General features: G+C 68.8%; 20 protein-coding genes. 5 read left to right on the top strand and 15 right to left on the bottom strand.

Features of this window, described 5'->3' with window-relative positions:
* Window positions 1-89: 89 nt before the first annotated feature.
* Window positions 90-2,030, bottom strand: a complete 1,941-nt coding sequence (gene dxs, locus ACFVRO_RS11190) for a 1-deoxy-D-xylulose-5-phosphate synthase (RefSeq protein WP_386952243.1) — start codon at window positions 2,028-2,030, stop codon at window positions 90-92.
* Window positions 2,031-2,191: 161 nt separating this feature from the next.
* Here dxs and ACFVRO_RS11185 point away from each other — a divergent pair, with 161 nt between their 5' ends.
* Window positions 2,192-2,893: a hypothetical protein gene (locus ACFVRO_RS11185; protein ID WP_386952240.1), complete on the top strand. Its 702-nt coding sequence runs from the start codon at window positions 2,192-2,194 to the stop codon at window positions 2,891-2,893.
* Here the strand turns inward: ACFVRO_RS11185 and acnA are convergent, their stop codons facing one another.
* The 4 genes from acnA to dut all read right to left on the bottom strand — a co-directional run bounded on the left by acnA (window position 2,894) and on the right by dut (window position 7,686).
* On the bottom strand, window positions 2,894-5,728 hold the full coding sequence (gene acnA / locus ACFVRO_RS11180; RefSeq protein WP_386952238.1) for an aconitate hydratase AcnA: 2,835 nt from the start codon (window positions 5,726-5,728) through the stop codon (window positions 2,894-2,896).
* A gap of 154 nt (window positions 5,729-5,882) precedes the next feature.
* Complete coding sequence (locus ACFVRO_RS11175) at window positions 5,883-6,617, bottom strand: DUF3159 domain-containing protein (RefSeq protein ID WP_386952235.1); 735 nt, start codon at window positions 6,615-6,617, stop codon at window positions 5,883-5,885.
* Entirely contained in the window at window positions 6,614-7,201 is a 588-nt protein-coding gene (locus ACFVRO_RS11170; RefSeq protein ID WP_105673068.1) for a DUF3710 domain-containing protein, read from the bottom strand. The genes ACFVRO_RS11175 and ACFVRO_RS11170 overlap by 4 nt, the downstream gene beginning before the upstream one ends.
* Window positions 7,201-7,686 carry a dUTP diphosphatase gene (gene dut / locus ACFVRO_RS11165; RefSeq protein WP_386952232.1) on the bottom strand — a complete coding sequence of 162 codons (486 nt, stop codon included), beginning with the start codon at window positions 7,684-7,686 and terminating at the stop codon, window positions 7,201-7,203. The genes ACFVRO_RS11170 and dut overlap by 1 nt, the downstream gene beginning before the upstream one ends.
* A gap of 12 nt (window positions 7,687-7,698) precedes the next feature.
* On the opposite strand from dut, the gene ACFVRO_RS11160 reads away from it, so the two are divergent.
* Complete coding sequence (locus ACFVRO_RS11160) at window positions 7,699-8,172, top strand: DUF3093 family protein (protein ID WP_386952229.1); 474 nt, start codon at window positions 7,699-7,701, stop codon at window positions 8,170-8,172.
* A 136-nt stretch (window positions 8,173-8,308) separates the two neighbouring features.
* Here the strand turns inward: ACFVRO_RS11160 and ACFVRO_RS11155 are convergent, their stop codons facing one another.
* Window positions 8,309-8,602 carry a DUF4193 domain-containing protein gene (locus ACFVRO_RS11155; protein WP_105673065.1) on the bottom strand — a complete coding sequence of 98 codons (294 nt, stop codon included), beginning with the start codon at window positions 8,600-8,602 and terminating at the stop codon, window positions 8,309-8,311.
* Between the two features lie 200 nt (window positions 8,603-8,802).
* On the opposite strand from ACFVRO_RS11155, the gene sepH reads away from it, so the two are divergent.
* Window positions 8,803-9,840, top strand: coding sequence for a septation protein SepH (gene sepH / locus ACFVRO_RS11150; protein WP_386952226.1), 1,038 nt, complete (start codon window positions 8,803-8,805; stop codon window positions 9,838-9,840).
* Between the two features lie 15 nt (window positions 9,841-9,855).
* On the opposite strand, the gene ACFVRO_RS11145 is transcribed toward sepH, so the two are convergent.
* A complete protein-coding gene (locus ACFVRO_RS11145; RefSeq protein ID WP_386952224.1) occupies window positions 9,856-10,977 on the bottom strand; it encodes an alkaline phosphatase family protein in 1,122 nt (373 codons plus the stop codon).
* Window positions 10,978-11,022: 45 nt separating this feature from the next.
* Between ACFVRO_RS11145 and ACFVRO_RS11140 the strand changes: the two genes are divergently transcribed.
* On the top strand, window positions 11,023-13,464 hold the full coding sequence (locus tag ACFVRO_RS11140) for a DNA topoisomerase (ATP-hydrolyzing) subunit A (RefSeq protein WP_386952221.1): 2,442 nt from the start codon (window positions 11,023-11,025) through the stop codon (window positions 13,462-13,464).
* 111 nt (window positions 13,465-13,575) lie between these two features.
* On the opposite strand, the gene ACFVRO_RS11135 is transcribed toward ACFVRO_RS11140, so the two are convergent.
* Both ACFVRO_RS11135 and ACFVRO_RS11130 read right to left on the bottom strand, forming a co-directional pair.
* A complete protein-coding gene (locus ACFVRO_RS11135; protein ID WP_386952218.1) occupies window positions 13,576-14,391 on the bottom strand; it encodes an alpha/beta fold hydrolase in 816 nt (271 codons plus the stop codon).
* Between the two features lie 19 nt (window positions 14,392-14,410).
* The gene (locus tag ACFVRO_RS11130) at window positions 14,411-16,489 is read right to left on the bottom strand and encodes a type IIA DNA topoisomerase subunit B (RefSeq protein WP_386952215.1); all 2,079 of its coding nucleotides are present in this window, start codon (window positions 16,487-16,489) and stop codon (window positions 14,411-14,413) included.
* Window positions 16,490-16,671: 182 nt separating this feature from the next.
* On the opposite strand from ACFVRO_RS11130, the gene ACFVRO_RS11125 reads away from it, so the two are divergent.
* Window positions 16,672-16,887: a hypothetical protein gene (locus ACFVRO_RS11125; RefSeq protein ID WP_105673060.1), complete on the top strand. Its 216-nt coding sequence runs from the start codon at window positions 16,672-16,674 to the stop codon at window positions 16,885-16,887.
* Between the two features lie 29 nt (window positions 16,888-16,916).
* Here ACFVRO_RS11125 and ACFVRO_RS11120 read toward each other — a convergent pair whose 3' ends face one another.
* The 6 genes from ACFVRO_RS11120 to ACFVRO_RS11095 form a co-directional block, all read right to left on the bottom strand.
* On the bottom strand, window positions 16,917-17,957 hold the full coding sequence (locus tag ACFVRO_RS11120) for an alanine racemase (protein WP_386952213.1): 1,041 nt from the start codon (window positions 17,955-17,957) through the stop codon (window positions 16,917-16,919).
* The gene (locus tag ACFVRO_RS11115) at window positions 17,954-18,649 is read right to left on the bottom strand and encodes an alanine racemase (protein ID WP_386954446.1); all 696 of its coding nucleotides are present in this window, start codon (window positions 18,647-18,649) and stop codon (window positions 17,954-17,956) included. The genes ACFVRO_RS11120 and ACFVRO_RS11115 overlap by 4 nt, the downstream gene beginning before the upstream one ends.
* The gene (locus ACFVRO_RS11110; RefSeq protein WP_386952210.1) at window positions 18,649-19,407 is read right to left on the bottom strand and encodes a type 1 glutamine amidotransferase; all 759 of its coding nucleotides are present in this window, start codon (window positions 19,405-19,407) and stop codon (window positions 18,649-18,651) included. Before ACFVRO_RS11110 ends, ACFVRO_RS11115 begins: the two co-directional genes overlap by 1 nt.
* Window positions 19,404-20,720, bottom strand: coding sequence for a MurT ligase domain-containing protein (locus ACFVRO_RS11105; protein ID WP_341942061.1), 1,317 nt, complete (start codon window positions 20,718-20,720; stop codon window positions 19,404-19,406). Before ACFVRO_RS11105 ends, ACFVRO_RS11110 begins: the two co-directional genes overlap by 4 nt.
* A complete protein-coding gene (locus ACFVRO_RS11100; RefSeq protein WP_105673055.1) occupies window positions 20,720-21,961 on the bottom strand; it encodes an RNA polymerase sigma factor in 1,242 nt (413 codons plus the stop codon). The genes ACFVRO_RS11105 and ACFVRO_RS11100 overlap by 1 nt, the downstream gene beginning before the upstream one ends.
* 166 nt (window positions 21,962-22,127) lie before the next feature.
* Window positions 22,128-23,069: a proteasome assembly chaperone family protein gene (locus ACFVRO_RS11095; RefSeq protein ID WP_105673054.1), complete on the bottom strand. Its 942-nt coding sequence runs from the start codon at window positions 23,067-23,069 to the stop codon at window positions 22,128-22,130.

Raw genomic sequence — 23,069 nt, 5'->3', positions numbered from 1 at the left:
CCTGCTCGCGGATCGACGTCGAACGGAGCACCGCACAGGGCGACCGCACACCGAGGGGGGTGCGCCCGGGAGCGCTTCCTAGCCGGGGATCAGTGCCGCTCGTGCAGCGGAAGGTCGATCGCCCCGGTCTCACCGGCGTTGCGGGCGACGGGGATGCGCGTGCCGAGCACCTGCGCGACGACGTCCTGAGCGATCTTCGGCGCGGTGAGGCCGGCATCCGCCAGCACCTGCTCGCGCGAGGCGTGATCGATGAACTCGTCGGGAAGCCCCAGCTCGTCCACGGCCGTGTCGATCCCGGCCTCGCGCAGCACCTGACGCACGCGGGTGCCGATCCCGCCCACGCGGATACCGTCCTCCAGCGTGATCACGAGACGGTGATGCGCGGCCAGCTCGATGACCGAGGGCTGCACGGGGATCGCCCAGCGCGGATCGATGACGGTGGCCCCGATGCCCTGCGCCCTGAGGCGTGCGGCGACGTCCATCGCGAGCGCGGCGAACGGGCCGATGCCGACGATGAGGACGTCTTCCGATTCGCCCCTCGCGAGCACGTCGACGCCGTCGTCGAGACGCTCGATCGCGGGGAGGTCGGGGGCGACCTCGCCCTTCGGGAAACGGATGACCGTGGGGGCGTCGTCGACGAGGACCGCCTCCTCCAGCGCCTCTGTGAGGCGCGCGGCATCGCGGGGAGCAGCGATGCGGATGTGCGGGACGATCTGCAGCATCGCGAGATCCCACATGCCGTGGTGGCTGGGCCCGTCGGGTCCGGTGACGCCTGCGCGGTCCAGTACGAACGTGACGCCCGCGCGGTGGAGAGCGACGTCCATCAGGACCTGGTCGAATGCGCGTCCCATGAAGGTCGCGTACACGGCGACCACCGGGTGCAGGCCGCCGTAGGCGAGACCCGCGGCGGATGCCACAGCGTGCTGTTCGGCGATGCCGACGTCGTACACGCGATCGGGGAAGCGCTCGGCGAACGGCGCGAGGCCCGTGGGGCGCAGCATCGCGGCCGTCATGGCGATGACGTCGCTCCGGCGCTCGCCCACATCGACGAGAGCCTTCGAGAACACATCGGTCCACCCCAGCCCGCCGGAGGAGAGCGTCTCCCCCGTCGCCGGATCGATCCTGCCGACGGCATGGAACTGGTCGGCCTCGTCATCACGCGCCGGCTGGTAGCCCCTGCCCTTCTCGGTGATCGCGTGCACGATGACCGGGGCCCCGTACGACTTCGCGAGCTCGAGCGTCTCCAGCAGCGCCGGCAGATCGTGTCCGTCCACGGGGCCGAGGTACTTGATGTCGAGGTTCGAGTAGAGCGCCTCGTTGTTCGTGAACCGGGAGAGGAACCCGTGCGTTCCGCCGCGCACGCCACGGAACACCGCACGGCCGACCGGCCCGAAGGCCCGGAACAGGCGGTCGGACTTGCGGTGCAGGTCCTTGTACGCCGCTGCGGTGCGCACGCGGTTGAGGTAGCGGGACATTCCGCCGATGGTCGGCGCGTAGGAGCGCCCGTTGTCGTTCACGACGATCACGAGGTTGCGGTCGTTGTCGTCGGAGATGTTGTTCAGCGCCTCCCACGTCATGCCGCCCGTGAGGGCACCGTCGCCGACCACGGCGACAACATGGCGGTCGGCGCGACCGGTCGCGGTGAGAGCGCGAGAGACGCCGTCGGCCCAGCTCAGCGAGCTCGACGCGTGCGACGACTCGACGACGTCGTGCGGGCTCTCGCTGCGCTGCGGGTACCCTGCGAGACCGCCGCGGACCCGGAGATCGGAGAAGTCCTGCCGCCCTGTGAGCAGCTTGTGGACGTACGACTGGTGACCCGTGTCGAAGATGAACGGATCGTCGGGCGAGGAGAAGACCCGGTGCAGTGCGATCGTGAGCTCGACGACACCCAGGTTCGGACCCAGGTGACCGCCCGTGCGGGACACGTTCTCCACGAGGAAGTCGCGGACCTCCGCAGCGAGTTCGATCAGCTGCTCAGTGGACAGGGCGTCCAGGTCTCGGGGTCCTGAGATGCTCGGAAGAATGGGCATCTGCGCCTCCTCACAGGCTCTGTACGCGGCATCCGAGTTCCGGTTCGAAGGCCGCTACGATCCTATCGCGCAAGGCCGGGAATCCTCGGTGAGAAGGCGTTCGCCCCGCCCGTCGCGGAGGATGTCTGCCCTAGCATCGTCACAGATCCGAAGGAGTCTCCATGCTCTCAGCCGCACCGCGGTATGCGTGGCGCCGTTCCGATCTCGTACTCGGCCGGATGCTCGCTCTGTCTCCGCTCTCGATCGTCATATCCTTCGTCTTCTCGGTTCTCGCGCTCGGCATCGTCAGCGTCTTCACCCCGAAGCCGGCGAACCCGCAGTCGGGCTGGGACGAGATGACCGGGATCTTCGAAGGCATGATGGCCGGGTTCGCGGTCGCGCAGATCGTCCTCGCTGCAGCTCAGATCGCGATTGCCATCGCTGTCGCCATCATCGCGTCGCGTCTGCGACGGTTTCGTCGTGGACACGTACTCGGTCCGATCGTGATCGCACTCTCGCTGGCCGCTGTCGTCTCGACGGCGCTCGACTGTGCGGGGAGGATCACGCCGGAGCTGGTGGTCGCCTCAGGGACCGGGACGTTGCACGACGTTCTCCGCTGGGCGAGTCCGGTGCTCGTCGCACTGGCGATTGCGCTGTTGCTGATGTTGCTGAGAATGTGCGGGCTCGCGACAGGGCGCTTCCCCAGCCTTCCTCCGCTCGCTCTGGCCTCCCCGCTCCTGCTGATTCCATCCGTGCGGATGCTCGACCTCGTCGCGGCCTTCATCCCCCCTGTGATCCTCGGCGCCGTATGGCTGCGTGCTCTGGGGAATGCAAAAGCGGGCGGAGCGTCTGTAGACGCTCCGCCCGCTTCCGTGCTCAGCTGATCAGACCAGCGAACGCAGCACGTACTGCAGGATGCCGCCGTTGCGGTAGTAGTCCGCCTCACCGGGGGTGTCGATGCGGACGACCGCGTCGAACTCCACGACCTGCTTGCCCTCGGGCGAGTGCTCGCTCGGGGTGGCGGTCACGCGGACGGTCTTCGGGGTCACGCCGTTGTTGAGCTCTTCGAGACCCGTGATCGAGACGATCTCGGTGCCGTCGAGGCCCAGCGACTCCCAGCTCTCCCCCGCGGGGAACTGCAGCGGGACGACGCCCATGCCGATGAGGTTCGAGCGGTGGATGCGCTCGAAGCTCTCGGTGATGACCGCCTTCACGCCCAGGAGGCTGGTGCCCTTGGCCGCCCAGTCGCGCGACGAGCCGGAGCCGTACTCCTTGCCGCCGAAGATGACGAGCGGTGTGCCCTGCTCCTGGTAGTTCATGCTCGCGTCGTAGATGTACGACTGCGGGCCGTCGGACTTGGTGAAGTCGCGCGTGAAGCCGCCCTCGACGACCTGACCGTCGTTGACGGCGGAGACCAGGAGGTTCTTCAGGCGGATGTTCGCGAACGTGCCGCGGATCATGACCTCGTGGTTGCCTCGGCGCGAGCCGAAGGAGTTGAAGTCCTTGCGGTCGACGCCGTGCTCGGTGAGGTACTGAGCGGCGGGCGTGCCGGCCTTGATGTTGCCGGCGGGCGAGATGTGGTCGGTGGTGACCGAGTCACCCAGAGTCGCTATGACGCGCGCACCTTCGATGTCCCGCACCGGGGTGAGGTCCATCGTCATGCCCTCGAAGTACGGCGCCTTGCGCACGTAGGTCGAGTTCTCGTCCCACTGGAAGATGTCGTCGTCCGGAGTGGGGAGGCTGCGCCAGCGCTCGTCGCCGTCGAACACCGTCGCGTACTGCTTGATGAACTGCTCACGCGAGATCGACGAGTCGACCAGCTCCTGCACCTCGGCCGGAGTGGGCCAGATGTCCTTCAGGAAGACGTCTTCGCCATCCGTGCCCTTGCCGAGCGCGTCGTTCTCGAAGTCGAAGTGCATCGAACCGGCGAGTGCGTAGGCGATGACCAGCGGCGGGCTCGCCAGGTAGTTCATCTTCACGTCGGGGCTGATGCGGCCCTCGAAGTTGCGGTTTCCGGAGAGCACGGCGGTCACGGCGAGGTCGTGCGAGTTGATCGCCTCGGAGACCTCCTCGATCAGCGGACCCGAGTTGCCGATGCAGATCGTGCAGCCGTAGCCGACGGTGTAGAAGCCGAGACCCTCGAGGTCCTTGTCGAGACCGGACTTCTCGTAGTAGTCGGTGACGACCTTGGAGCCGGGGCCGAGCGTGGTCTTGACCCACGGCTTCTGCTTGAGCCCCTTCTCGAGCGCCTTGCGGGCCACGAGACCGGCGGCGATCATGACCGACGGGTTCGACGTGTTGGTGCACGAGGTGATGGCCGCGAGGGTCACCGCGCCGTTGTCGAGGATGTACTTCTCCCCCGACGGCGTGGTCACCGGAACCGGCTTCGACGCGTTGGCGGGTGCACCGCTGTTGATGTGCACCGGACGGGTCGTCGGGGCTTCCTCTCCGGGGACCTGACCGGGGTCGGATGCCGGGAACGAGTGCTTGCCCTCGAGGTCGACGAGGTCGTCGGAGGTCGACGGGGTCGCGTAGCTGAGGATGTCGTGCTCGAACTGCGACTTCGCGTCCGAGAGGAGGATGCGGTCCTGCGGGCGCTTCGGACCGGCGATCGACGGCACGACGGTGCCGAGGTCGAGCTCGAGGTACTCGCTGAACACGGGCTCGTGCGACGCGTCGTGCCAGAGCTTCTGCTCCTTGGCGTACGCCTCGACGAGTGCGACGGCCTCTTCGCTGCGACCGGTGAGGCGCAGGTAGTCGAGGGTGACGTCGTCGATCGGGAAGATCGCCGCCGTGGACCCGAACTCCGGAGACATGTTGCCGATGGTGGCGCGGTTCGCGAGCGGGACGGATGCGACGCCCTCGCCGTAGAACTCGACGAACTTGCCGACCACGCCGTGCTTGCGCAGCAGGTCGGTGATGGTCAGCACGACGTCGGTCGCGGTGACGCCGGCCGGAATCTCACCGGACAGCTTGAAGCCGACGACGCGCGGGATGAGCATCGACACGGGCTGGCCGAGCATGGCCGCCTCTGCCTCGATGCCGCCGACGCCCCAGCCGAGCACGCCGAGGCCGTTGACCATCGTGGTGTGCGAGTCGGTGCCGACGCAGGTGTCGGGGTAGGCGCGCAGGACGCCGTTCACGTTCCGGTCGTAGATGACCTTGGCGAGGTGCTCGATGTTCACCTGGTGCACGATGCCGGTGCCGGGAGGAACGACCTTGAAGTCCTGGAACGCGGTCTGGCCCCAGCGCAGGAACTGGTAGCGCTCGCCGTTGCGCTCGTACTCGATCTCGACGTTGCGCTCGAGGGCGTTCTCCGAGCCGAAGAGGTCGGCGATCACGGAGTGGTCGATGACCATCTCGGCCGGCGAGAGCGGGTTGATCTTGTTCGCGTCGCCGCCCAGCGCCGTCACGGCCTCGCGCATCGTGGCGAGGTCGACGATGCAGGGAACACCCGTGAAGTCCTGCATGACCACGCGCGCCGGCGTGAACTGGATCTCGGTGTTCGGCTCCGCCGCGGCATCCCACGACCCGAGCGCCTCGATCTGCGCCTTCGTCACGTTCGCGCCGTCCTCGGTGCGAAGCAGGTTCTCAAGGAGCACCTTGAGGCTGAAGGGGAGCTTGTCGAAACCGGGCACCGTGTCGATGCGGAAGATCTCGTAGTCGGTGCTGCCGACCGTCAGGGTGCTCTTGGCACCGAAGCTGTTCACCGTGGACACGAATCCGTCTCCTTCTATTCGGATGGGAGCGACAGGCGCCTCCATCTTGCTCGCCTCCGACGCCGTCCGGCTAGCAAGGTGGACCTAACCCAGTCTGCTCCCCGCGGGCCTCGGGCGAAAGCCTGCAATTTATCTTGATGTCAAGATAAATCTATCATGCCTCGGAGGAGGACTCGGCAACCGACTCGCGGGGGTAGAGCGCTCGGACCACGAGCCACGTGACGGCGATCATCGGAGCGAACAGCGGAAGCCCCATGATCAGCTTCAGAGTGCCGAGCGCGGTGACCTCCCCCGCGAGGTAGAGCGGGAACTGCACGGCCAGCCGCGCGAAGAACAGCGCGGACCAGGCGATCCCGAGCCACAGGAACGCGCGCTTCTTCCGGCGATCCCTGCGCCACGCGGTGCCGTCGCCCATGAGGAACCCGACCGCCAGGCCGATGAGCGACCATCCGATCAGTGCGGAGATCAGCAGCACCGTCCCGTAGGCGGCGTTCGTGATGAGACCGGGGACGAAGTTGTCCTGCCCTCGTCCCGTCCAGAGCGCGAGACCGGCGGCGGCCGCAGCGGCGATGAGACCGCCGATCGCGGCCGACGGCGGCGACTTCTGCAGCAGCCGGATGATCGTGAACACCGCCGCGAGACCGACGGACACTCCCAGCGCGAGGATGAGCGGCTCGGGGCGGATGGTGAACAGGATCACGAATGCGAGGCTCGGCAGGACCGACTCCAGGATGCCGCGCCAGCCGCCCATGGCGGACCAGACGACCTTCTGCGTGCTCGCGCTGTCGGCGGGATCGAGCCCTGCACGCCGCGCAGCGCCGCCGAGCGCCGCCCCGAGGATCTCGGATGCGGAGGGCTCGCGCTGGTCGTCGGGCTCTGCTGCGCTCACGCGGAGCCCGGCGTCGCTGGCATCTTCAGCGGGATCAGGTCGCGCGGGGGCATGGGAGCGCCTCCGCGGACGACCACGATCGAGCGGAACAGGTCCTCGACCTTGGCCGCGGCCTCCAGGTCGGATGCCGCCGCACCGCCGATCACGCCGCGCAGGAACCAGCGGGGGCCGTCGATGCCGATGAAGCGCGCGAGGCGCAGTTCGGAGCCCTCGTTGGCGGGTGCGGGCACCTCGGCGAGCAGCTCCTTGCCGAGGGGGCCGTCGCGCTCCTCGACCCGGCCGCCCTGGGCCTTGACCTGGTCACGCAGCTGCACGCGGGTCTCGTCCCACAGGCCCCCGGAGCGCGGTGCGGCGAAGGGCTGCACCTGCAGGGAGGAGTCCGCGTAGTCGAGTCCGACGGCGACGATGCGCTTGGTCTGCTCCTCGACCTCGAGGCGCAGGTTGAGGCCCTCCCGCGGGAGGATCTTGATGCCGCCGAGGTCGATGTACGGGCGGACGGGATTCGCCTCGGAGTCGTCCAGGGGGCCCTCGGTGGCCCGGTTGTCGGGCGCCGACTTCGACGGGGTGGCGTTGTTGTCAGTCATCAGCCTTGTCCTGCTTCGTTCTGGTGGGATGCTGCCTGGTATCCGGTGGATCCGAACCCGCCCTCGCCGCGGACGCTGTCTGGCAGCTCCTCGACGGGGATGAAGGTCGCTCGGGTCACCGGCATGATGATCAGCTGGGCGATGCGATCGCCGACGGCCACATCGTACGCGCTGTGGATGTCGGTGTTGATCAGGCTCACCTTGATCTCCCCGCGGTAGCCGGCATCCACCGTCCCAGGGGAGTTCACGATCGAGATCCCGTGCTTGGCGGCGAGGCCGCTGCGAGGCACCACGAACGCGGCGTATCCCTCGGGCAGAGCGATGCGGACGCCGGTCGCGACGAGCGCGCGCTCGCCCGGTCCGAGATGCACGGCCTCCGCCGCGACGAGGTCGGCTCCGGCGTCTCCGGGGTGCGCGTAACCGGGAACGACGGCGGCGTCGTTCAGCACAGGGGCGATAATGGGGATGTCCACCGATTCAGTCACCCCACGAGGCTAATGCAGAACCGCGCCCCACAGACACGTCCGCTCTACCGCGAGCGGCTGTCGCCGAGCCTCTGGCTGCTCGTGACCGTCGCCCTCGCGGGCCCCATGGTGTCTCTGATCTTCGTCCCGATCGGCTCGACCGTGGCTCTCCTCGCCGGCGCCGCCGTCTCGGCTGCGCTCGTGGCGGCGTTCATCGGCTTCACTCCTGTGCTGTCCGTCGAGGGCACTGTGCTGCGCGCCGGCAGGGCGCACATCGACGCGCGTTTCCTCGGCGATCCCGAGGCCTTCACCGGCGACGAGGCGCGGCAGGCTCGCGGCCCGCGGCTCCCCGCACGGGGCTGGCACCTCATCCGCGGCGGCATCGACGGCGTCGTGACCGTCCCCAACATCGATCCGGACGACCCTGTCGACACCTGGACGATCTCCACACGGACCCCCGACCGCCTCGCCGCGGCGATCCGCGCCGCCCGGCCCGTCACCGACTGATCCGCCGTCCGTCCGCTCGCCAGTTGATCCGTCTCGACCGGCCGGCCCCTCCGGCACCGCGGCGACCAGCGCCCGGATACGACGACGCGCCCTGAACCGTGAGGTTCAGAGCGCGTGACGATCGCGTGTCGCTGCGTCAGGCAGCGCACTCCTTGCAGATCGGACCGGAAGCGTCTTCGTGGTCGAGCTGCGAGCGGTGCTTCACGAGGAAGCAGCTCATGCAGGTGAACTCGTCCTCCTGAGCGGGGAGCACGACGACGTCGAGCTCCAGGTCGGACAGATCGGCACCCGGGAGGTCGAAGCTGGACGGGTTGTCCGAGTCCTCGTCCCCGGTCGAGCCGGAGAGCTTGTCCGGCACACGCTCCTTGAGGGCTTCGATCGACTCGGAGTCGTCTTCGCTCTTGCGGGGAGCGTCGTAATCGGTTGCCATGTGGTAAATCTCCACTTTCATGGTGCGAGTGGTCGGGATGCGCCGTCGGGTAATCGGCGGCCATAGTTTGCATGACCGCGAGAGATTTCGCAAATGCCCTCGCATGCGACAGAGCAAACTCACGGCACGCCCAGGGTATTCCCGGCCCTGCCGGATCATGCGTGACACCATGAAAGCACACCCACCAGAGGGGCATTCGCATGGAAAACGTCACCATCGTCGGCACTGAAGCAGGAGTGCTGGTACTCGCGACCGAATCGGGCGCGCGGTTCGCGTTGCCCATCGACGACGTGCTGCACCGGGAGATCCGCCGCGCGACGCGACAGAGCGAGCCCGTCGTGCAGCGCCTCGCCGCCAGCCCCCGCGACATCCAGGCGCAGATCCGCGCCGGACTCACGGCACCGGAGGTCGCCGAGCTCCTCGGCATCGGCGTCGATGACGTCGCACGGTTCGAAGGGCCAGTGCTCGCCGAGCGCGAGCACGTCATCGGGCAGGCGCTCGCCGTGCCCGTCCTGATCGGGAGCGAAGTCGAGCCCGATGCCCAGCCGACGTTCGGCACCGCCATCCGCGCCAAGCTCGCAGAGCTCGAGGCATCCGCCGAGCGCTGGGCGAGCTGGAAGGACGAGAGCGGCTGGATCGTCAAGCTCGAGTTCACGGCGAACGAGGTCGAGCACGATGCGCGCTGGAGCTTCGACCCGCGCCGCAGCGCTCTCGCACCGCTGAACGCCGATGCCACCCAGCTCTCCCGCCAGGGATCCCTGCCCGAAGGTCTTATCCCGCGGTTGCGCGCCGTGGACGCGGAGCGCCCCGCCTCGCCCTACAAGGACGAGAGCCGCTTCGACTCCGGAGCCTTCGGACCCCGTCTCGTCCCGGCGCCGGAGGCCGACGTCGAAGACCCGAGCCTCCCGGAGCGCTCGCCGTCCGCCGCTCAGGATGCCGCGATCAAGCGCGCACCGGAGTCCCAAACGACCAGCCCGGAGACGGCCGACCTGCTCGAGGCTCTGCGCCGTCGTCGCGGCCAGCGCGAGAGCGCGCCCCACATCGACGCTGACGACGAGGACCGTTCGCCGGAGCCGAGTCCGATCGCCCTGTTCGACGCTCTCGAGTCGTCGCAGGACGAGCCGGACGACGAGCCGGAGCCCACCCCCGAGCCCGCGCAGGACAACGGCCGCCGCCGTCGCCGCAACGCGATGCCGTCGTGGGACGAGATCGTCTTCGGAGCGCGCACCGACGAGTGATCCGCGCGCGACCGCTCAGCGAGCGAACGCGCCGAATCTCAGCAGAGGCACCTGACGCTCCTCGGGAGTGAGCCCGCCGTGCTGCCCGACCATCCCTCGGCTGCGCTGATCGGCGGCGGTCCCGTCATACACGGCCCCGCTCCCCCGCGCGACGACGAGCAGGTCGCCGATACGGGATGCCGCGGCATCCGTCACCGTCTGCCCGAAGAGCCCCGAGGCGATGGCCTCGGCCTTCGACCCGATGTCGGCGACGCCGTCGAGGTCCGACCGCCACCGCGTGAGGACTGCATCGACGTCGCTCTCGGGCTGCAGATACACATGGAGCATCCGCGGCTCTCCTCCGACGTGCCGTACTCCGTCGAGGTGCTCGGCCTCCAGCACCGTCTGCCGATGGCTCGGCACGTCCACCATCCCGTGGTCGGAGGTCACGATGACCCCGACGCCCGGAGGGATCCTGCGTGCGAGCGCGGCGTCCACGTCCTCGAGCGCCGACACCCATTGGCGCGATGCGATGCCGTGCTTGTGCCCCGCCTTGTCGACCTCGGGAAGGTAGCAGTAGACGAGGGCACCGGGGTGGCGCTCCGCGAGCTCGTAGGCGGCCTCGACGCGATCCGCGGGCGACTGCGCCGCGACGAAGTCCGCACCGCGCAGCGTGGCCCGCGTGAACCCGCTGCCCGCGTAGGCGGCGACCCCCACGGCGAAGACCGGCCTGCCCTCGGCGCGTCCGCGTTCGAACACCGTGGGCGCCGACTGCCACACGGCGGGGTCGATGCCCTCGGACTCCCACCCGGACAGCTGATTGACCAGCACATCGCGCTCGCGGTCGAGCACGCGGTATCCCACGAGGCCGTGCTCGCCGGGCCACACCCCGGTGAGGATGCTCGTCAGGGCGGCCGCCGTCGTCGAGGGGAACACCGAGTGCGCGACGTCCTTCTTCGCCATCCCGGCCGTCAGACTCCGCGCGTGTCCGGCGTGAGCTCGCAGGCTGATGGCCCCGAGGCCGTCGATGAGGACGAGCACGACGGAGTCCGCCCGCGGCAGCACCGAGGACTCACCGCGCAGGGACGCGAACAGGTCGTCCGCCACCCCGACGACGCTCCGGGCTGTCGGGGACTCGGACGGTAGCATGAGGGACATCCGAGCCAGTCTGACACAGGCTCCATCTACGCCCTCAGGAACTCCATGCCGAAAACCCCGCCGCCCGAGCTCGCCCCGGAACGAATCCAGGACATCGACCTCGAAAGCGAGATGCAGGGCTCGTTCCTCGAGTACGCCTACTCGGTCATCTACTCGCGCGCTCTGCCCGACGCCCGCGACGGTCTCAAGCCCGTGCAGCGACGCATCCTGTACCAGATGGCCGAGATGGGTCTTCGTCCCGACCGCGGACACGTCAAGAGCGCCCGCGTCGTCGGCGAGGTGATGGGAAAGCTGCATCCCCACGGCGACTCGGCCATCTACGACGCCCTCGTCCGCCTGGCTCAGGAGTGGGCCCTGCGCGTGCCCCTCGTCGACGGGCACGGCAACTTCGGCTCGCTCGACGACGGCCCCGCGGCCGCGCGATACACGGAGGCCCGCCTCGCGTCGCCCGCCATGGCCCTCACGGAGAACCTCGACGAGGACGTCGTCGACTTCATCCCGAACTACGACGGGCAGTTCCAGCAGCCGTCGGTCCTCCCCGCGGCCTTCCCCAATCTGCTCGTGAACGGCGCCAGCGGCATCGCGGTCGGCATGGCGACGAACATGGCGCCGCACAACCTCATCGAGGTCGTCGCCGCGGCGACGCATCTGCTGGAGAACCCCGACGCCTCCACCGAGGAGCTCATGGAGTTCGTGCCGGGGCCGGACTTCCCCTCCGGCGGCATCCTCATGGGCCTCGACGGCGTCAAGGACGCCTACACGACCGGACGCGGTGCACTCAAGGTGCGCGGCAAGGTCTCCGTCGAGCCGCTCGGCCCGCGCCGCACAGGCATCATCGTCTCGGAGCTGCCGTACATGGTCGGCCCCGAGCGCCTCATCGAGAAGATCCGCGACGCGGTGCAGTCGAAGAAGCTGCAGGGCATCAGCGACGTCACCGACCTCACCGACCGCAACCACGGCCTTCGCGTCGCGATCGGCATCAAGACGGGCTTCGATCCGAACGCCGTGCTCGATCAGCTCTACCGGCTGACCCCGCTGGAGGACTCCTTCAGCATCAACAACGTCGCCCTGGTCGACGGACAGCCGCGGACGCTCGGCCTCAAGGAGATGCTCAGCGTCTACGTGGCGCACCGCCTCGAGGTCATCACGCGTCGCAGCCGCTACCGCCTCGCCCGCCGTGAGGAGCGCCTGCACCTCGTCGAAGGTCTGCTCATCGCGATCCTCGACATCGACGAGGTCATCCAGGTCATCCGCTCGTCCGACGACTCCGAGCAGGCGCGCACCCGCCTGCGGTCGGTGTTCGACCTCAGCGAGCTGCAGGCCGAGTACATCCTCGAGCTGCGGCTGCGTCGTCTCACGAAGTTCTCCCGGATCGAGCTGGAGGCCGAGCGCGATGCCCTGCGCGCGGAGATCGCCGCACTGCAGGAGCTCCTCGCGAGCCCGGTGCTGCTGCGAGCTGCCGTGGCGAGGGAGCTGGATGCCGTGGCCGACGCCTACGGCACCCCCCGGCGCACACTGCTCATGAACGCCGCCCCTCCGAAGCCGCGGGCCACGAAGGGCGCCGCCGATCTGCAGATCGCCGATGCCCCGACCGTGCTCGTGCTCTCCACGACCGGTCGTGCCGTGCGCGTCGACCTCGCCGAGGGGCAGGAGCTGACGGCACCGGCGCGCCGCAGCAAGCACGACGCGATCCTCACCACGGTCCAGACGACCGTGCGTGCGGATCTCGGTGCGCTGACCAGCGAGGGGCGCGTCCTGCGCTTCTCCCCCGTCGATCTGCCGTCGGTGCCGTCGACGTCGGTGCAGCTCGCCGCGGGAACCCCGCTGCGGGACTACCTGGGCGTCACGACGCGCGGAGAACGTGTCATCGGCTTCGTGCGCTTCGACAGCGAGACGCCGATCGCACTCGGCACCGCGCAGGGCACGGTCAAGCGCATCGTCCCCTCGACCCTCCCCGTGCGCCCGGATCTCGAGGTCATCGGGATGAAGCCCGGCGACACCGTGGTCGGAGCCGCCGAAGCTCCGGACGAGGCCGAGCTCGTGTTCATCACGACGGATGCGCAGCTGCTGCGGTTCGGGGCATCCGCGGTGCGTCCGCAGGGCGCACCGGCCGGCGGCATGGCGGGCGTCAAGCTCGGAGCCGGCGCCTCGGTGCTGTTCTTCGGCGCGGTGTCCCCAGAGGCCGAGGCCGTCGTCGCCACCGTGTCGGGCGCAGACAGTGCTCTGCCCGGCACCGAGCCGGGACGCGCCAAGGTCTCCTCCTTCGCGGAGTACCCCGCCAAGGGCCGTGCCACGGGCGGTGTCCGTGCGCACGCCTTCCTGAAGGGCGAGGACCGGCTCACGGTGGCGTGGGTGGGTCCGGACCCCGCGCTCGCCGTCGATCCGACCGGTGCGGTCCGCAAGCTTCCCGAGAGCGGCTCTCGCCGCGACGCGTCCGGCCAGCCGATCGACGGCGTGATCGGCTCGATCGGCCGCACGATCGTCTGAGTCGCGGCCTCCGAGGGGCCGGGATGAGCGCGACCGAGAACGCCCATCGCCCTTGCGTCGCGCAGACCGCGCGAGCCGAGAGCCCGCGCGGGGTCTGTCGATCCCCGCGTCTCAGGACGTTCGGCCCCTGAAGGCGGCACCGTCCAGGATGCGCAGAAGCGCCGTCGAGGCGGCGTCCGGTGCATCCCAGGTAACGATGTGCCCTGCACCCGCGATGACGTGCTCGACGACGCCCTCGGCATCGGCCCAGGCCCGCATCGCGGTCGAGATGTTGCCCGTCCTGTCTTCTGCGCCCCGCATCAGACCGAGGGGAACCGGCGTGCGATAGCCGGGCTCCGGAGCGATCAGGGAGGCGGTGGCGCGCCAGACGTCGAGGAACACGCGCTTGGGCATCCGCGCGAAGACCTCCTCCGTGCGGGCGACGGCCGCCGGGGTGGTCGCCGACGCTCTCGCCATGAGTCCGGGGAGCGCCCGCGCGGGGATCATGGCCAACGAGGGCGCCGCGATGCGCAGAGCGAAGCGCTCGATCGCGGACAGCGGTCCGGTGTTCCAGCTCGCGTCGACCACGACCAGTCCGTGTGCGGCCAGAGGGGCTTCGCGGATCACTGCCTGGGAGAGGTTGCCGCCCAGGGAGTGCCCGACGAGAACGGCGCCTTCGGTTCCGATCGATGCGAGCAGCGCCCTCAGATCGCCGACGGCATCCTCAGCGGTGAACCGTCGCCCGATCAGGGTCGACTCCCCATGACCGCGCAGATCCCAGACGATCGGCCGGAAGCCGGCCGCGGCCAGCGCCCTCACCTGATCGTCGTACATGCGGTGGTCCATGCCCGCGCCGTGGGTGAGCACGACCGGACGGCCCCGTCCGCCGTGGTCCGCGAACGCGATGCGGGAGCCCGGCCGATCGAGGAATCCGTCCAACCGACCCATGACCGACCTCCGCGACGACTCAGGCGTCGATCGCCTCGCGCGACAGACGGTCGGACGACTCGATGATGAACTCGCGACGAGGGGCGACCTCGTTGCCCATGAGCAGTTCGAAGACGCGCCCAGCGGCCTCCGCATCCTCCATGCGCACCCGCCGGAGCAGGCGTCCGCCCCGATCCATCGTGGTGGTCGCGAGCTGTTCGGCATCCATCTCGCCGAGACCCTTGTACCGCTGGATCGGCTCGTGCCAGCGCTTGCCCGACTTCTTCAGCTTCGTCAGCAGCGCGTGCATCTCCTGCTCGCTGTATGTGTAGATCGTCTCGTTCGGCTTGGACCCCGGGTTCATCACGATTACCCGGTGCAGCGGCGGCACAGCGGCGAAGACGCGCCCCTGCTCGATCAGCGGCCGCATGTAGCGGAAGAAGAGGGTGAGCAGCAGGGTGCGGATGTGGGCGCCGTCGACGTCGGCGTCGCTCATCAGGATGACCTTGCCGTAGCGCGCGGCGTCGATGTCGAAGCTGCGCCCAGATCCGGCGCCGATCACCTGGATGATCGAGGCGCACTCGGCGTTGGAGAGCATGTCCCCGACCGAGGCCTTCTGCACGTTGAGGATCTTGCCGCGGATAGGCAGCAACGCCTGGAACTCGCTGTTGCGCGCGTTCTTCGCCGTGCCGAGAGCCGAGTCGCCCTCGACGATGAAGAGCTCGCTGCGCTCCACCTCGTTCGTGCGGCAGTCGACGAGCTTGGTCGGCAGTGTGGACGACTCCAGCGCGTTCTTGCGGCGCTGCGTCTCCTTGTGTGCGCGCGCGGAGACACGCGCCTTCATCTCGGCGACGATCTTGTCGAGCAGCTGCACGGCCTGGCTCTTGTCGTCGCGCTTCGTCGAGCTGAAGCGGTCGCCGAGGTCCTTCCGGAGCACCTGGGCGACGATCTGGCGCACAGCGGGGGTGCCGAGCACCTCCTTCGTCTGGCCCTCGAACTGCGGCTCGGGCACGTTGACGGTGAGCACGGCGGTGAGCCCGGCCAGCACGTCGTCCTTCTCGAGCTTGTCGTTGCCGACCTTCAGCCGGCGGGCGTTCTGCTCCACCTGCGTGCGCAGCACCTTGAGGAGCTCCTGCTCGAAGCCCTGCTGATGCGTTCCGCCCTTCGGGGTCGCGATGATGTTCACGAATGAGCGCGTCGTCGTGTCGTAGCCGGTTCCCCAGCGCATCGCGATGTCGACCGCGCACACGCGCTCGACCTCGGTGGCGACCATGTGACCGTCGGCCTGCAGCACCGGCACGGTCTCCTTGAAGGTTCCCTCGCCCTGGATGCGCCACGTGTCGGTCACCGGCGCATCGGAGGCGAGGTACTCGACGAACTCGGAGATGCCGCCCTCGTAGTGATACGAGGTCTCGTTCTTCTCCTCGGCGCGCTCATCGCGGACGACGAGTTCGAGGCCGGGGACGAGGAACGCTGTCTGCCGTGCGCGGGTCTCCAGATCAGGGAGCTGGAAGGCCGCGTCCTTGGTGAAGATCTGCCGGTCGGCCCAGTACCGGATGCGAGTGCCCGTGACACCGCGGGGGGCCTTCCCGATGACGCGCAGCTCGCTCTTGTCCTGGAACGGCGTGAACGGCGCGTCGGGGCGCTTCTCCCCCGTGTCGGCGAAGTTCCCCGGCTCGCCACGGTGGAAGGACATCGCATAGGTCTTGCCGCCGCGGTCGACCTCGACGTCGAGCCGCTCGGAGAGCGCGTTCACGACGGAGGCGCCGACACCGTGCAGGCCGCCGGATGCCGCGTACGAGCCGCCGCCGAACTTGCCGCCGGCGTGCAGTTTGGTGAAGACCACCTCGACACCGGTCAGACCCGTGCGCGGTTCGACGTCGACGGGGATGCCGCGGCCCTTGTCGTGCACCTCGACGCTGCCGTCGGTGTGCAGGATGATGTCGATCTTCGAGCCGTTGCCCGCGACGGCCTCGTCGACGGCGTTGTCGATGATCTCCCAGAGGCAGTGCATGAGGCCCGGCGAGCCGTTGGAGCCGATGTACATGCCGGGGCGCTTCCGGACGGCCTCGAGCCCTTCAAGCACCTGGAGATGATGGGCGGAATACTCGGCGGTCACAATCTCCGATTCTATTCTCGCGACCCCCTCCAGAGCCGCAGACACTCCCCGATCTGCGCCAGACCGCCACCGTGGCGTACGCGCTGAGCGAAACACGCCGTAAGCCGGGCATGCGTACAGGTTGCGCGTGGTTGTATTGAGCACACCCCGACAGTGAACCCGACACCCAAGGAGGCACCGAGATGAATGCAACGACCGAACGTGAGACCTCCGCCGTCGAGTTCCGCCTGACCGCCATGGATCGCTGTGATTCGTGTGGCGCTCAGGCCTACATCGCGGCGGTCGTCAACGGTTCCGAGCTGCTCTTCTGCGCTCACCACGGACGCAAGTACGAAGAGAAGCTCCGCAGCATCGCGACGAGCTGGCACGACGAGACCGCTCGCCTCATCGAGGCCTGACTCTCTGCTCTCGACCGGCGCCGCGTGCGTCAGTCGATGACCACGCGGCGCACGCGTGAGGTGAGACGGGTGAGGATCTCCTCGCCCACGGTGTCGACCCGCTCCGCGAGCGAGGTCGCGCTCACCTCTCCGTGAGCGCCGGCACCGAAGATCCAGACGGTGTCGCCGACCGCGAGGTCGGCCGCATCGGACATCACGGACGTGGTGTGGCCGATGCTCGTGAGCAGCCGAGTTCCGGACTCCGTCCCGACGGGCATGCCCGCGAGGGTCGAGAGCAGGCCGTCGAAGCTGCCGATGCCGATCACCGCGGCGCCGTCTGCGATCTCGACAACCGTCGCGGTGAGTTCCGCCACCGGCAGGACCCCGTCGAGATCAGGCCCATCGGCCGATCGGACGCCGTAGCAGAACGCCCCGATCCGGGAGACGGATCCGCGCAGCTCAGGACGCCACCACGACGCCGCTGAGGCGGTGAGGTGGAGGGCGTCCGGAGCGGCGCCGGACGCGTTCACGACCTGCACAGCGTCGAGGAAGGCATTCTGGGCGTCGTCGTCCTCGGCATCGCTCGCCTCCGCGAGGTGGCTCCAGACGCCGACCAGCTCGATGGCGCCGGAGGCTTCGGCCCCACGGGCGCGCTCCACGACCGCGGCCCAGTCCTCGGGCAGCACGCCGTTGCGGTGCAGCCCGGTGTCGATCTTCAGGTGGATGCGCGCGCGGAGCCCGAGAGCGAGGGCCCTCGCGATGATCCGGTCGAGGTACTCATCGGTGCCCACCCCGAGGTCGATCCGTTGCAGGAGAGCATCGTCGATCTCGTCATCCGTCGCCGTCGCCCAGGCGAACACGCGCGCCGGGCGCTCGAGGATGCGACGGATCTCGAGACCTCCGCGGACGTCGTAGCTGCCGAACCACTCCACGCTCGTGCGCGCCGCGGTCTCCACGGCCCAGGTGATCCCGTGCCCGTAGGCGTCGTCCTTCATGACGAGCATCAGCTCGGACGGCGAGATGCGCTCCCGCACCGCGTCGATGTTCGCGATGAAGCGGGCGCTGCTCAGACGCAGCTGCGGACGGGTCATGACTCCCACTCCCTCTCGGCGTGGGACCCTGCGACCGTCACGAGCTCCGCGACGGAGAGCCCCGTCACCGATCTCCACCCGGCGAGGGCGGGTCCGGCAGGACCTCGGCCGCCGAAGTACGTCACCTCTGTGCCCACGGGAACGTCCTCGCCCTGCAGGTCGACGACGCAGACATCCATCGCCACCCGGCCGACGATGGGCCGTTCTCTGCCGTCGACCTCGACGTGGGCGCTGTTGCCGAGCGCTCGCACGATCCCCTGTGCGTATCCGCCGGTCACCAGCGCGACCACGGTGTGCGCGGTCGCGCGGTGGGTGTACCCGTAGGACACGGCGTCACCGGGTCTGAGCCTCTTGGTCGACATCACGCGGCCGGCCAGCCGCATCACGGGATCGGTGAGCAGCACGCCGTCATCGTCCGGCAGCCCGTAGAGCCGCGCGGAGTCGATGTCGGGCTCGATGCCGACGACCGCGCCGATGCCCTCCAGGGACAGGGCTTCGGCCTGACTCGCCGAGTCGACGAGCACCGCTTCTGCTCCCGCCATCGTCACCGCGTGGGCGACGGAGAGGATGCCGTGCCCCCAGGCATCGGAGCGCAGATCGGCCACTCGGCCTCCTGCGGCGACAGCGGCCGCCGCAGATGCGGTGAGCGCCGATCGCGAGATCACCGCCCGGGGAAGCGCGCTGCTGATCATCACAGACCGATCGTGCTGAAGTCCTTGCTGTGAACGAGGTGCTCGATGGCCGCGCGGGCTCCGTCTGCGTACTCGTTCAGATGCGTGTGCGCTTCGCCGGCGGACCATGCGATGCCGCGCCGCGCGGTCACCGCGGTGAGGATCGCGTCGGACCACTGCGGATTCAGCGGAAGCGCCGGCCCCTGCACGTTGGACGCGTAGGACTCTCCCCTGCGGACGATCTCGCCGGCCGCGCCGTCATGAGAGAAGCTGCCCTTGCCCGCCACCACTGTGCCGGCGGCCTCGGCCTGCGGGCCGAGGGTCCAGCGGGAGGCGTGGTCCTCGAATCCGATGACTCGACCGAACGGGGCGTCGGCGATGATGTATCCGACGTTGCGGTCGCGCGTGCGCGCCACACGGAACGGGAACAGGCCGAGGCCCTCCAGGGTCTCGCCGTCGAGCAGATCGACGCCCTCGCTGAGGAGCTCGGCGGATGCGCCGATCGCGAAGAGCGAGCGGCCGGCTTCGACGAACCTCTCGAGCTCCGCGGCGCGCGCCCGGAGGTCGTCTGCGACGATGCGCATGGCGGAGAGGGGGCCGTTGCCGAGCACGATGATGTCGGCATCCGCGGGGAGTGCCTCCCCGATGCCGACGCGGACGACGTCGACAGGCACTCCGGCGCGCTCCAGGCGCACCTGCAGGGCACGCACGTTGCCGCGGTCGCCGGTGATACCGAGCTCCACCGGATAGAGCTGGACGATTCGCACGGTGTCGGTCATCGGCGCGCAATCTCCTGATCTCCGTGACCGAGCAGCCTGCGCCCGATCATCATCAGCTCGTAGTTGACGAACCAGGTCTGACGACCAGAGGCCGCGGGCTCGAGCGCCCGCATGAGAGCCACGGCCTTCTCCATGTCGGGCTCGACGACGCCGATCTCGACGCCGGCGTGCTCGAGGCTGAGAGCGAGCTGGTACGCCTTCTCCCCGGTGACGACGTCGATGCGCTTCACCACGTCGAAGTCGACGTCGTACAGCCAGGAGACGTCGGGGGTGCCCTCGTCGATCGCGATGAGGGCACGCTCGGGGGCCCCCTCCAGCGCATCCAGGTTCATCTGCAGGCTGGGCGCGTTCTTGAACATGACGAACTCGACCTGCTCGCCCGCCGGGTCGCGGCGGAGCGGGATGACCTCGCCGCGTCCGTACGCGGGCGCCATCTGCGCGAAGCCCTTCGCGGCGCTCTCCACCGTGAAGTCGGATCCGAGGACCCGCGACGCCACGGTCAGCGCGGCGGCCGCATCGGCCGCGTAGTGCAGGCCGCGGGCGGGGAGGGTGATCTCGGCGTCCACGCCGTCGACGCGGACGACCACATCACGACCACGGGCGCTGACGACCTCGGCGAAGGCGTCGTGGTCGAGGATTCCGGCGTTGCCGCTCCGGGTGTCCGCGGCATTCGCGAGGCCGTGCGCTGAGGCCGCGACGAGTTCGGGCGAGACGCCGAAGAACGACACCTCACCGCGCATCGCGCTCGTGTCGATCTTGCTCAGGTACGGGTCGTCACGGTTCACGATGACATGACCGGTGGCACGCTTCGACGCCTCGAGCATCATGTCGGCCACGCGCTCGGTCTCGTAGAAGCGGTACAGCTGGTCGACCTGCACGTTCAGCGAGAGGATCACCGACGGCGAGAGCCGATCCGCGAGATCCGCCGCGTAGCCCTCGTCGATCTCGAGCACGGCGACGTCGGCACGGATGCGGCCGGTGAGCGTCGCATCAGCGAGCAGCGCGCTGGTGACGCCCTGCGGCAGATTCGCGCCCGTCGGGTTCGTGAACACGGTCAGGCCGTGTGCACGCAGCACCTCGCTGATCATATGCGTCGTCGTGGTCTTGCCGTTGGAACCGAGCACGAACACGACGCCGTACCGGAACTGTCCGGCGAGCGTGGGAAGCAGCGTCGGCGCGAGTCTGTTCGTCAGGTATCCCGGAAACGCCGATCCGCCGCCGCGCAGACGCGTGGCGAACCGGGCGAGCTTGCCCGCCAGAACGGGGAAGACGTAGCGGATGCCTGCCGAGCGCGCCTGAGGTGCGCCCGTCATCATTCGAGGTAGTCCCGCAGTGACTGCGACCGGCTCGGGTGCCGCAGCTTGGCCATGGTCTTCGACTCGATCTGGCGGATGCGCTCACGCGTCACGCCGAAGGTGTCGCCGATCTGGTCGAGGGTCTTCGGCTGTCCGTCGCCGAGGCCGAAGCGCATCCGGATCACGCCGGCCTCGCGCTCGGAGAGAGAGTCGAGCAGCTGCTCGAGCTGACGCTGCAGCATCGTGAAGCCGACCGCGTCAGCGGGGACCACGGCCTCGGTGTCCTCGATCAGGTCGCCGAACTCGCTGTCGCCGTCCTCACCGAGCGGCGTGTGCAGGGAGATCGGCTCTCGGCCGTACTTCTGCACCTCGACGACCTTCTCGGGCGTCATGTCGAGCTCGCGGCTGAGCTCCTCGGGGGTGGGCTCCCTGCCGAGGTCCTGCAGCATCTGACGCTGGACACGGGCGAGCTTGTTGATGACCTCGACCATGTGCACCGGGATGCGGATGGTGCGGGCCTGGTCGGCCATCGCGCGGGTGATCGCCTGACGGATCCACCAGGTGGCGTACGTCGAGAACTTGAAGCCCTTGGTGTAGTCGAACTTCTCGACCGCGCGGATCAGGCCGAGGTTGCCCTCCTGGATCAGATCCAGGAACTGCATGCCGCGACCGGTGTAGCGCTTGGCGAGCGAGACGACGAGGCGGAGGTTGGCGCCGAGCAGGTGGCTCTTCGCACGCTGACCGTCACGGGCGACCCACTGCAGGTCGAGTCCGAGCTGGCTGGTCTTCTCCGCCGCGGTCATCGCGGCGAGCTTCTCCTCGGCGAACAGACCGGCCTCGATGCGCATCGCGAGCTCGACCTCTTCGGCCGCGTTCAGCAGCGCGACCTTTCCGATCTGCTTCAGGTAGTCCTTGACGGGGTCAGCCGTCGCGCCGGTGATCTGCGTGGAGTAGACCGGGACGTCCTCGTCGTCGTTCGAGGAGATGACGATCGCGCCGGTCGGCAGCGGCTCGGTGAACTTCGGCTTCGCGTCGTCGTCGTCCTCGTCGGCCTCCTCGGCCGCACCGGCGACGGGGGCATCGTCGTCTTCGACGATGTCATCCGACTTCTTCTTCTTGGCAGGAGCGCGCTTCGCCGCGGCACGCTGCGCAGCGGTCTTGGGCGCGGGCTTCTCGGGCGTCTCGTCGACCTGGGCGTCGATCTCCGGTTCGACGGCGGTCTTCTTCGTCCGGGATTTGTTTGTCGTGGCAGGAGTCACGTTTCGCCTTTCACGGGGCCGCTGAAACGCCCCGGAACTTTCGGACACTAGTAAGACCCTTGTCAAGTCCAGCCTCCGAAAAGACTGATTGACAACGGGTCAGAGTCCTAGTATCGCACACGTACGGGTGTGCGGCTGCATTCGGTGCGGAACATACCGCGTATCGTCAGCCTCGACCCTGCTTGTCGTCATCGCCCGACGGGCGCGAGGCCAGATATCTCTCCAGCTCCGCGGCGAGCTCATCGGCGCTGGGCAGGTCGCGTTCGCTGAATCCGCCCTCGTCGTAGGAGTCGTCCTCCGGGTCGCGCCCCGCCATGTAGGCGTCGTAGCGGCGCTCCAGGTTGTGCACCATCTGCTGCAGCTCGTCGTTGCCGAGGACCTGCTCGTCGACCCGGGTGATGTAGTCCTCCCGGCGCGCGCGCACCTCGTCGAGCATCAGCACCAGACCCGTCGCGGCCATCAGACGCTCGGCCGCCGTGATCACGGCATCCGGGTTCTCGGTCTCTGCGAGGTAGTGCGGAACCAGCAGGACGAAGCCGACCACGCGATCGCCGCGCTCGGCGAACCGGAACTCGAGCAGATGCCCCGCGGTCGCCGGAACCTGCGTGCGGGGGCGCCACACCGAGTGCGCGACGGTGAGGTCGCGTCGGTTGCCGCTCACCGTCGTGCCGATCGGACGCGTGTGCGGCACGGGCATGGCGATCGAGTGCACCCAGCTGACACCGGAGACCTCGTACTCGGTCGCGAGCTCGAGGACGGTGCGCGCGAACTCGTTCCAGGCGAAGTCGGGCTCGTAGCCGGAGAGGAGCAGGAACTTCTGCCCGAGCGCATCCGTGGCGAGAGAGAGCTCGAGCCGAGCGGGCCGGAACTCGGTCAGGTGGTCCTGATCGAAGGAGATCACGGGGCGACGCGCCCGGTAGTCGAGGAGTGCGTCGTTGTCGAACACGACGACGGGCTGGAGATCGGCCGTCTCGCGGAGGTGATCGATGAGTCCGGAGACGGCGCTGCCCGCGTCGGTGAATCCGGTCAGGAGCATCACCAGAGGAAGGCCGCGCGGCACTGCCGGCGCGTTGGCGACGCGTTCGAGGATGTCTCCGGAGAAGGGCAT

The sequence above is a fragment of the Microbacterium sp. NPDC057944 genome (assembly GCF_042887445.1).
Classification (GTDB): Bacteria; Actinomycetota; Actinomycetes; order Actinomycetales; family Microbacteriaceae; genus Microbacterium; species Microbacterium natoriense.
Note: the sequence above shows the minus strand (reverse complement) of the source record. Positions and strands in the feature narration are given on the sequence as shown.

Bases quoted from the DNA above. Each gene is read 5' to 3' on its own strand.
- ACFVRO_RS11160 (WP_386952229.1), top strand. From the start codon at position 7,699: ATGCAGAACCGCGCCCCACAGACACGTCCGCTCTACCGCGAGCGGCTG.
- ACFVRO_RS11170 (WP_105673068.1), bottom strand. From the start codon at position 7,201: ATGACTGACAACAACGCCACCCCGTCGAAGTCGGCGCCCGACAACCGG.
- sepH (WP_386952226.1), top strand. From the start codon at position 8,803: ATGGAAAACGTCACCATCGTCGGCACTGAAGCAGGAGTGCTGGTACTC.
- ACFVRO_RS11120 (WP_386952213.1), bottom strand. From the start codon at position 17,957: ATGACCCGTCCGCAGCTGCGTCTGAGCAGCGCCCGCTTCATCGCGAAC.
- ACFVRO_RS11095 (WP_105673054.1), bottom strand. From the start codon at position 23,069: ATGCCCTTCTCCGGAGACATCCTCGAACGCGTCGCCAACGCGCCGGCA.
- ACFVRO_RS11155 (WP_105673065.1), bottom strand. From the start codon at position 8,602: ATGGCAACCGATTACGACGCTCCCCGCAAGAGCGAAGACGACTCCGAG.
- ACFVRO_RS11110 (WP_386952210.1), bottom strand. From the start codon at position 19,407: ATGACCGACACCGTGCGAATCGTCCAGCTCTATCCGGTGGAGCTCGGT.
- ACFVRO_RS11105 (WP_341942061.1), bottom strand. From the start codon at position 20,720: ATGACGGGCGCACCTCAGGCGCGCTCGGCAGGCATCCGCTACGTCTTC.
- ACFVRO_RS11125 (WP_105673060.1), top strand. From the start codon at position 16,672: ATGAATGCAACGACCGAACGTGAGACCTCCGCCGTCGAGTTCCGCCTG.
- dxs (WP_386952243.1), bottom strand. From the start codon at position 2,030: ATGCCCATTCTTCCGAGCATCTCAGGACCCCGAGACCTGGACGCCCTG.
- ACFVRO_RS11115 (WP_386954446.1), bottom strand. From the start codon at position 18,649: ATGATCAGCAGCGCGCTTCCCCGGGCGGTGATCTCGCGATCGGCGCTC.
- ACFVRO_RS11140 (WP_386952221.1), top strand. From the start codon at position 11,023: ATGCCGAAAACCCCGCCGCCCGAGCTCGCCCCGGAACGAATCCAGGAC.
- ACFVRO_RS11135 (WP_386952218.1), bottom strand. From the start codon at position 14,391: ATGGGTCGGTTGGACGGATTCCTCGATCGGCCGGGCTCCCGCATCGCG.
- ACFVRO_RS11145 (WP_386952224.1), bottom strand. From the start codon at position 10,977: ATGTCCCTCATGCTACCGTCCGAGTCCCCGACAGCCCGGAGCGTCGTC.
- ACFVRO_RS11185 (WP_386952240.1), top strand. From the start codon at position 2,192: ATGCTCTCAGCCGCACCGCGGTATGCGTGGCGCCGTTCCGATCTCGTA.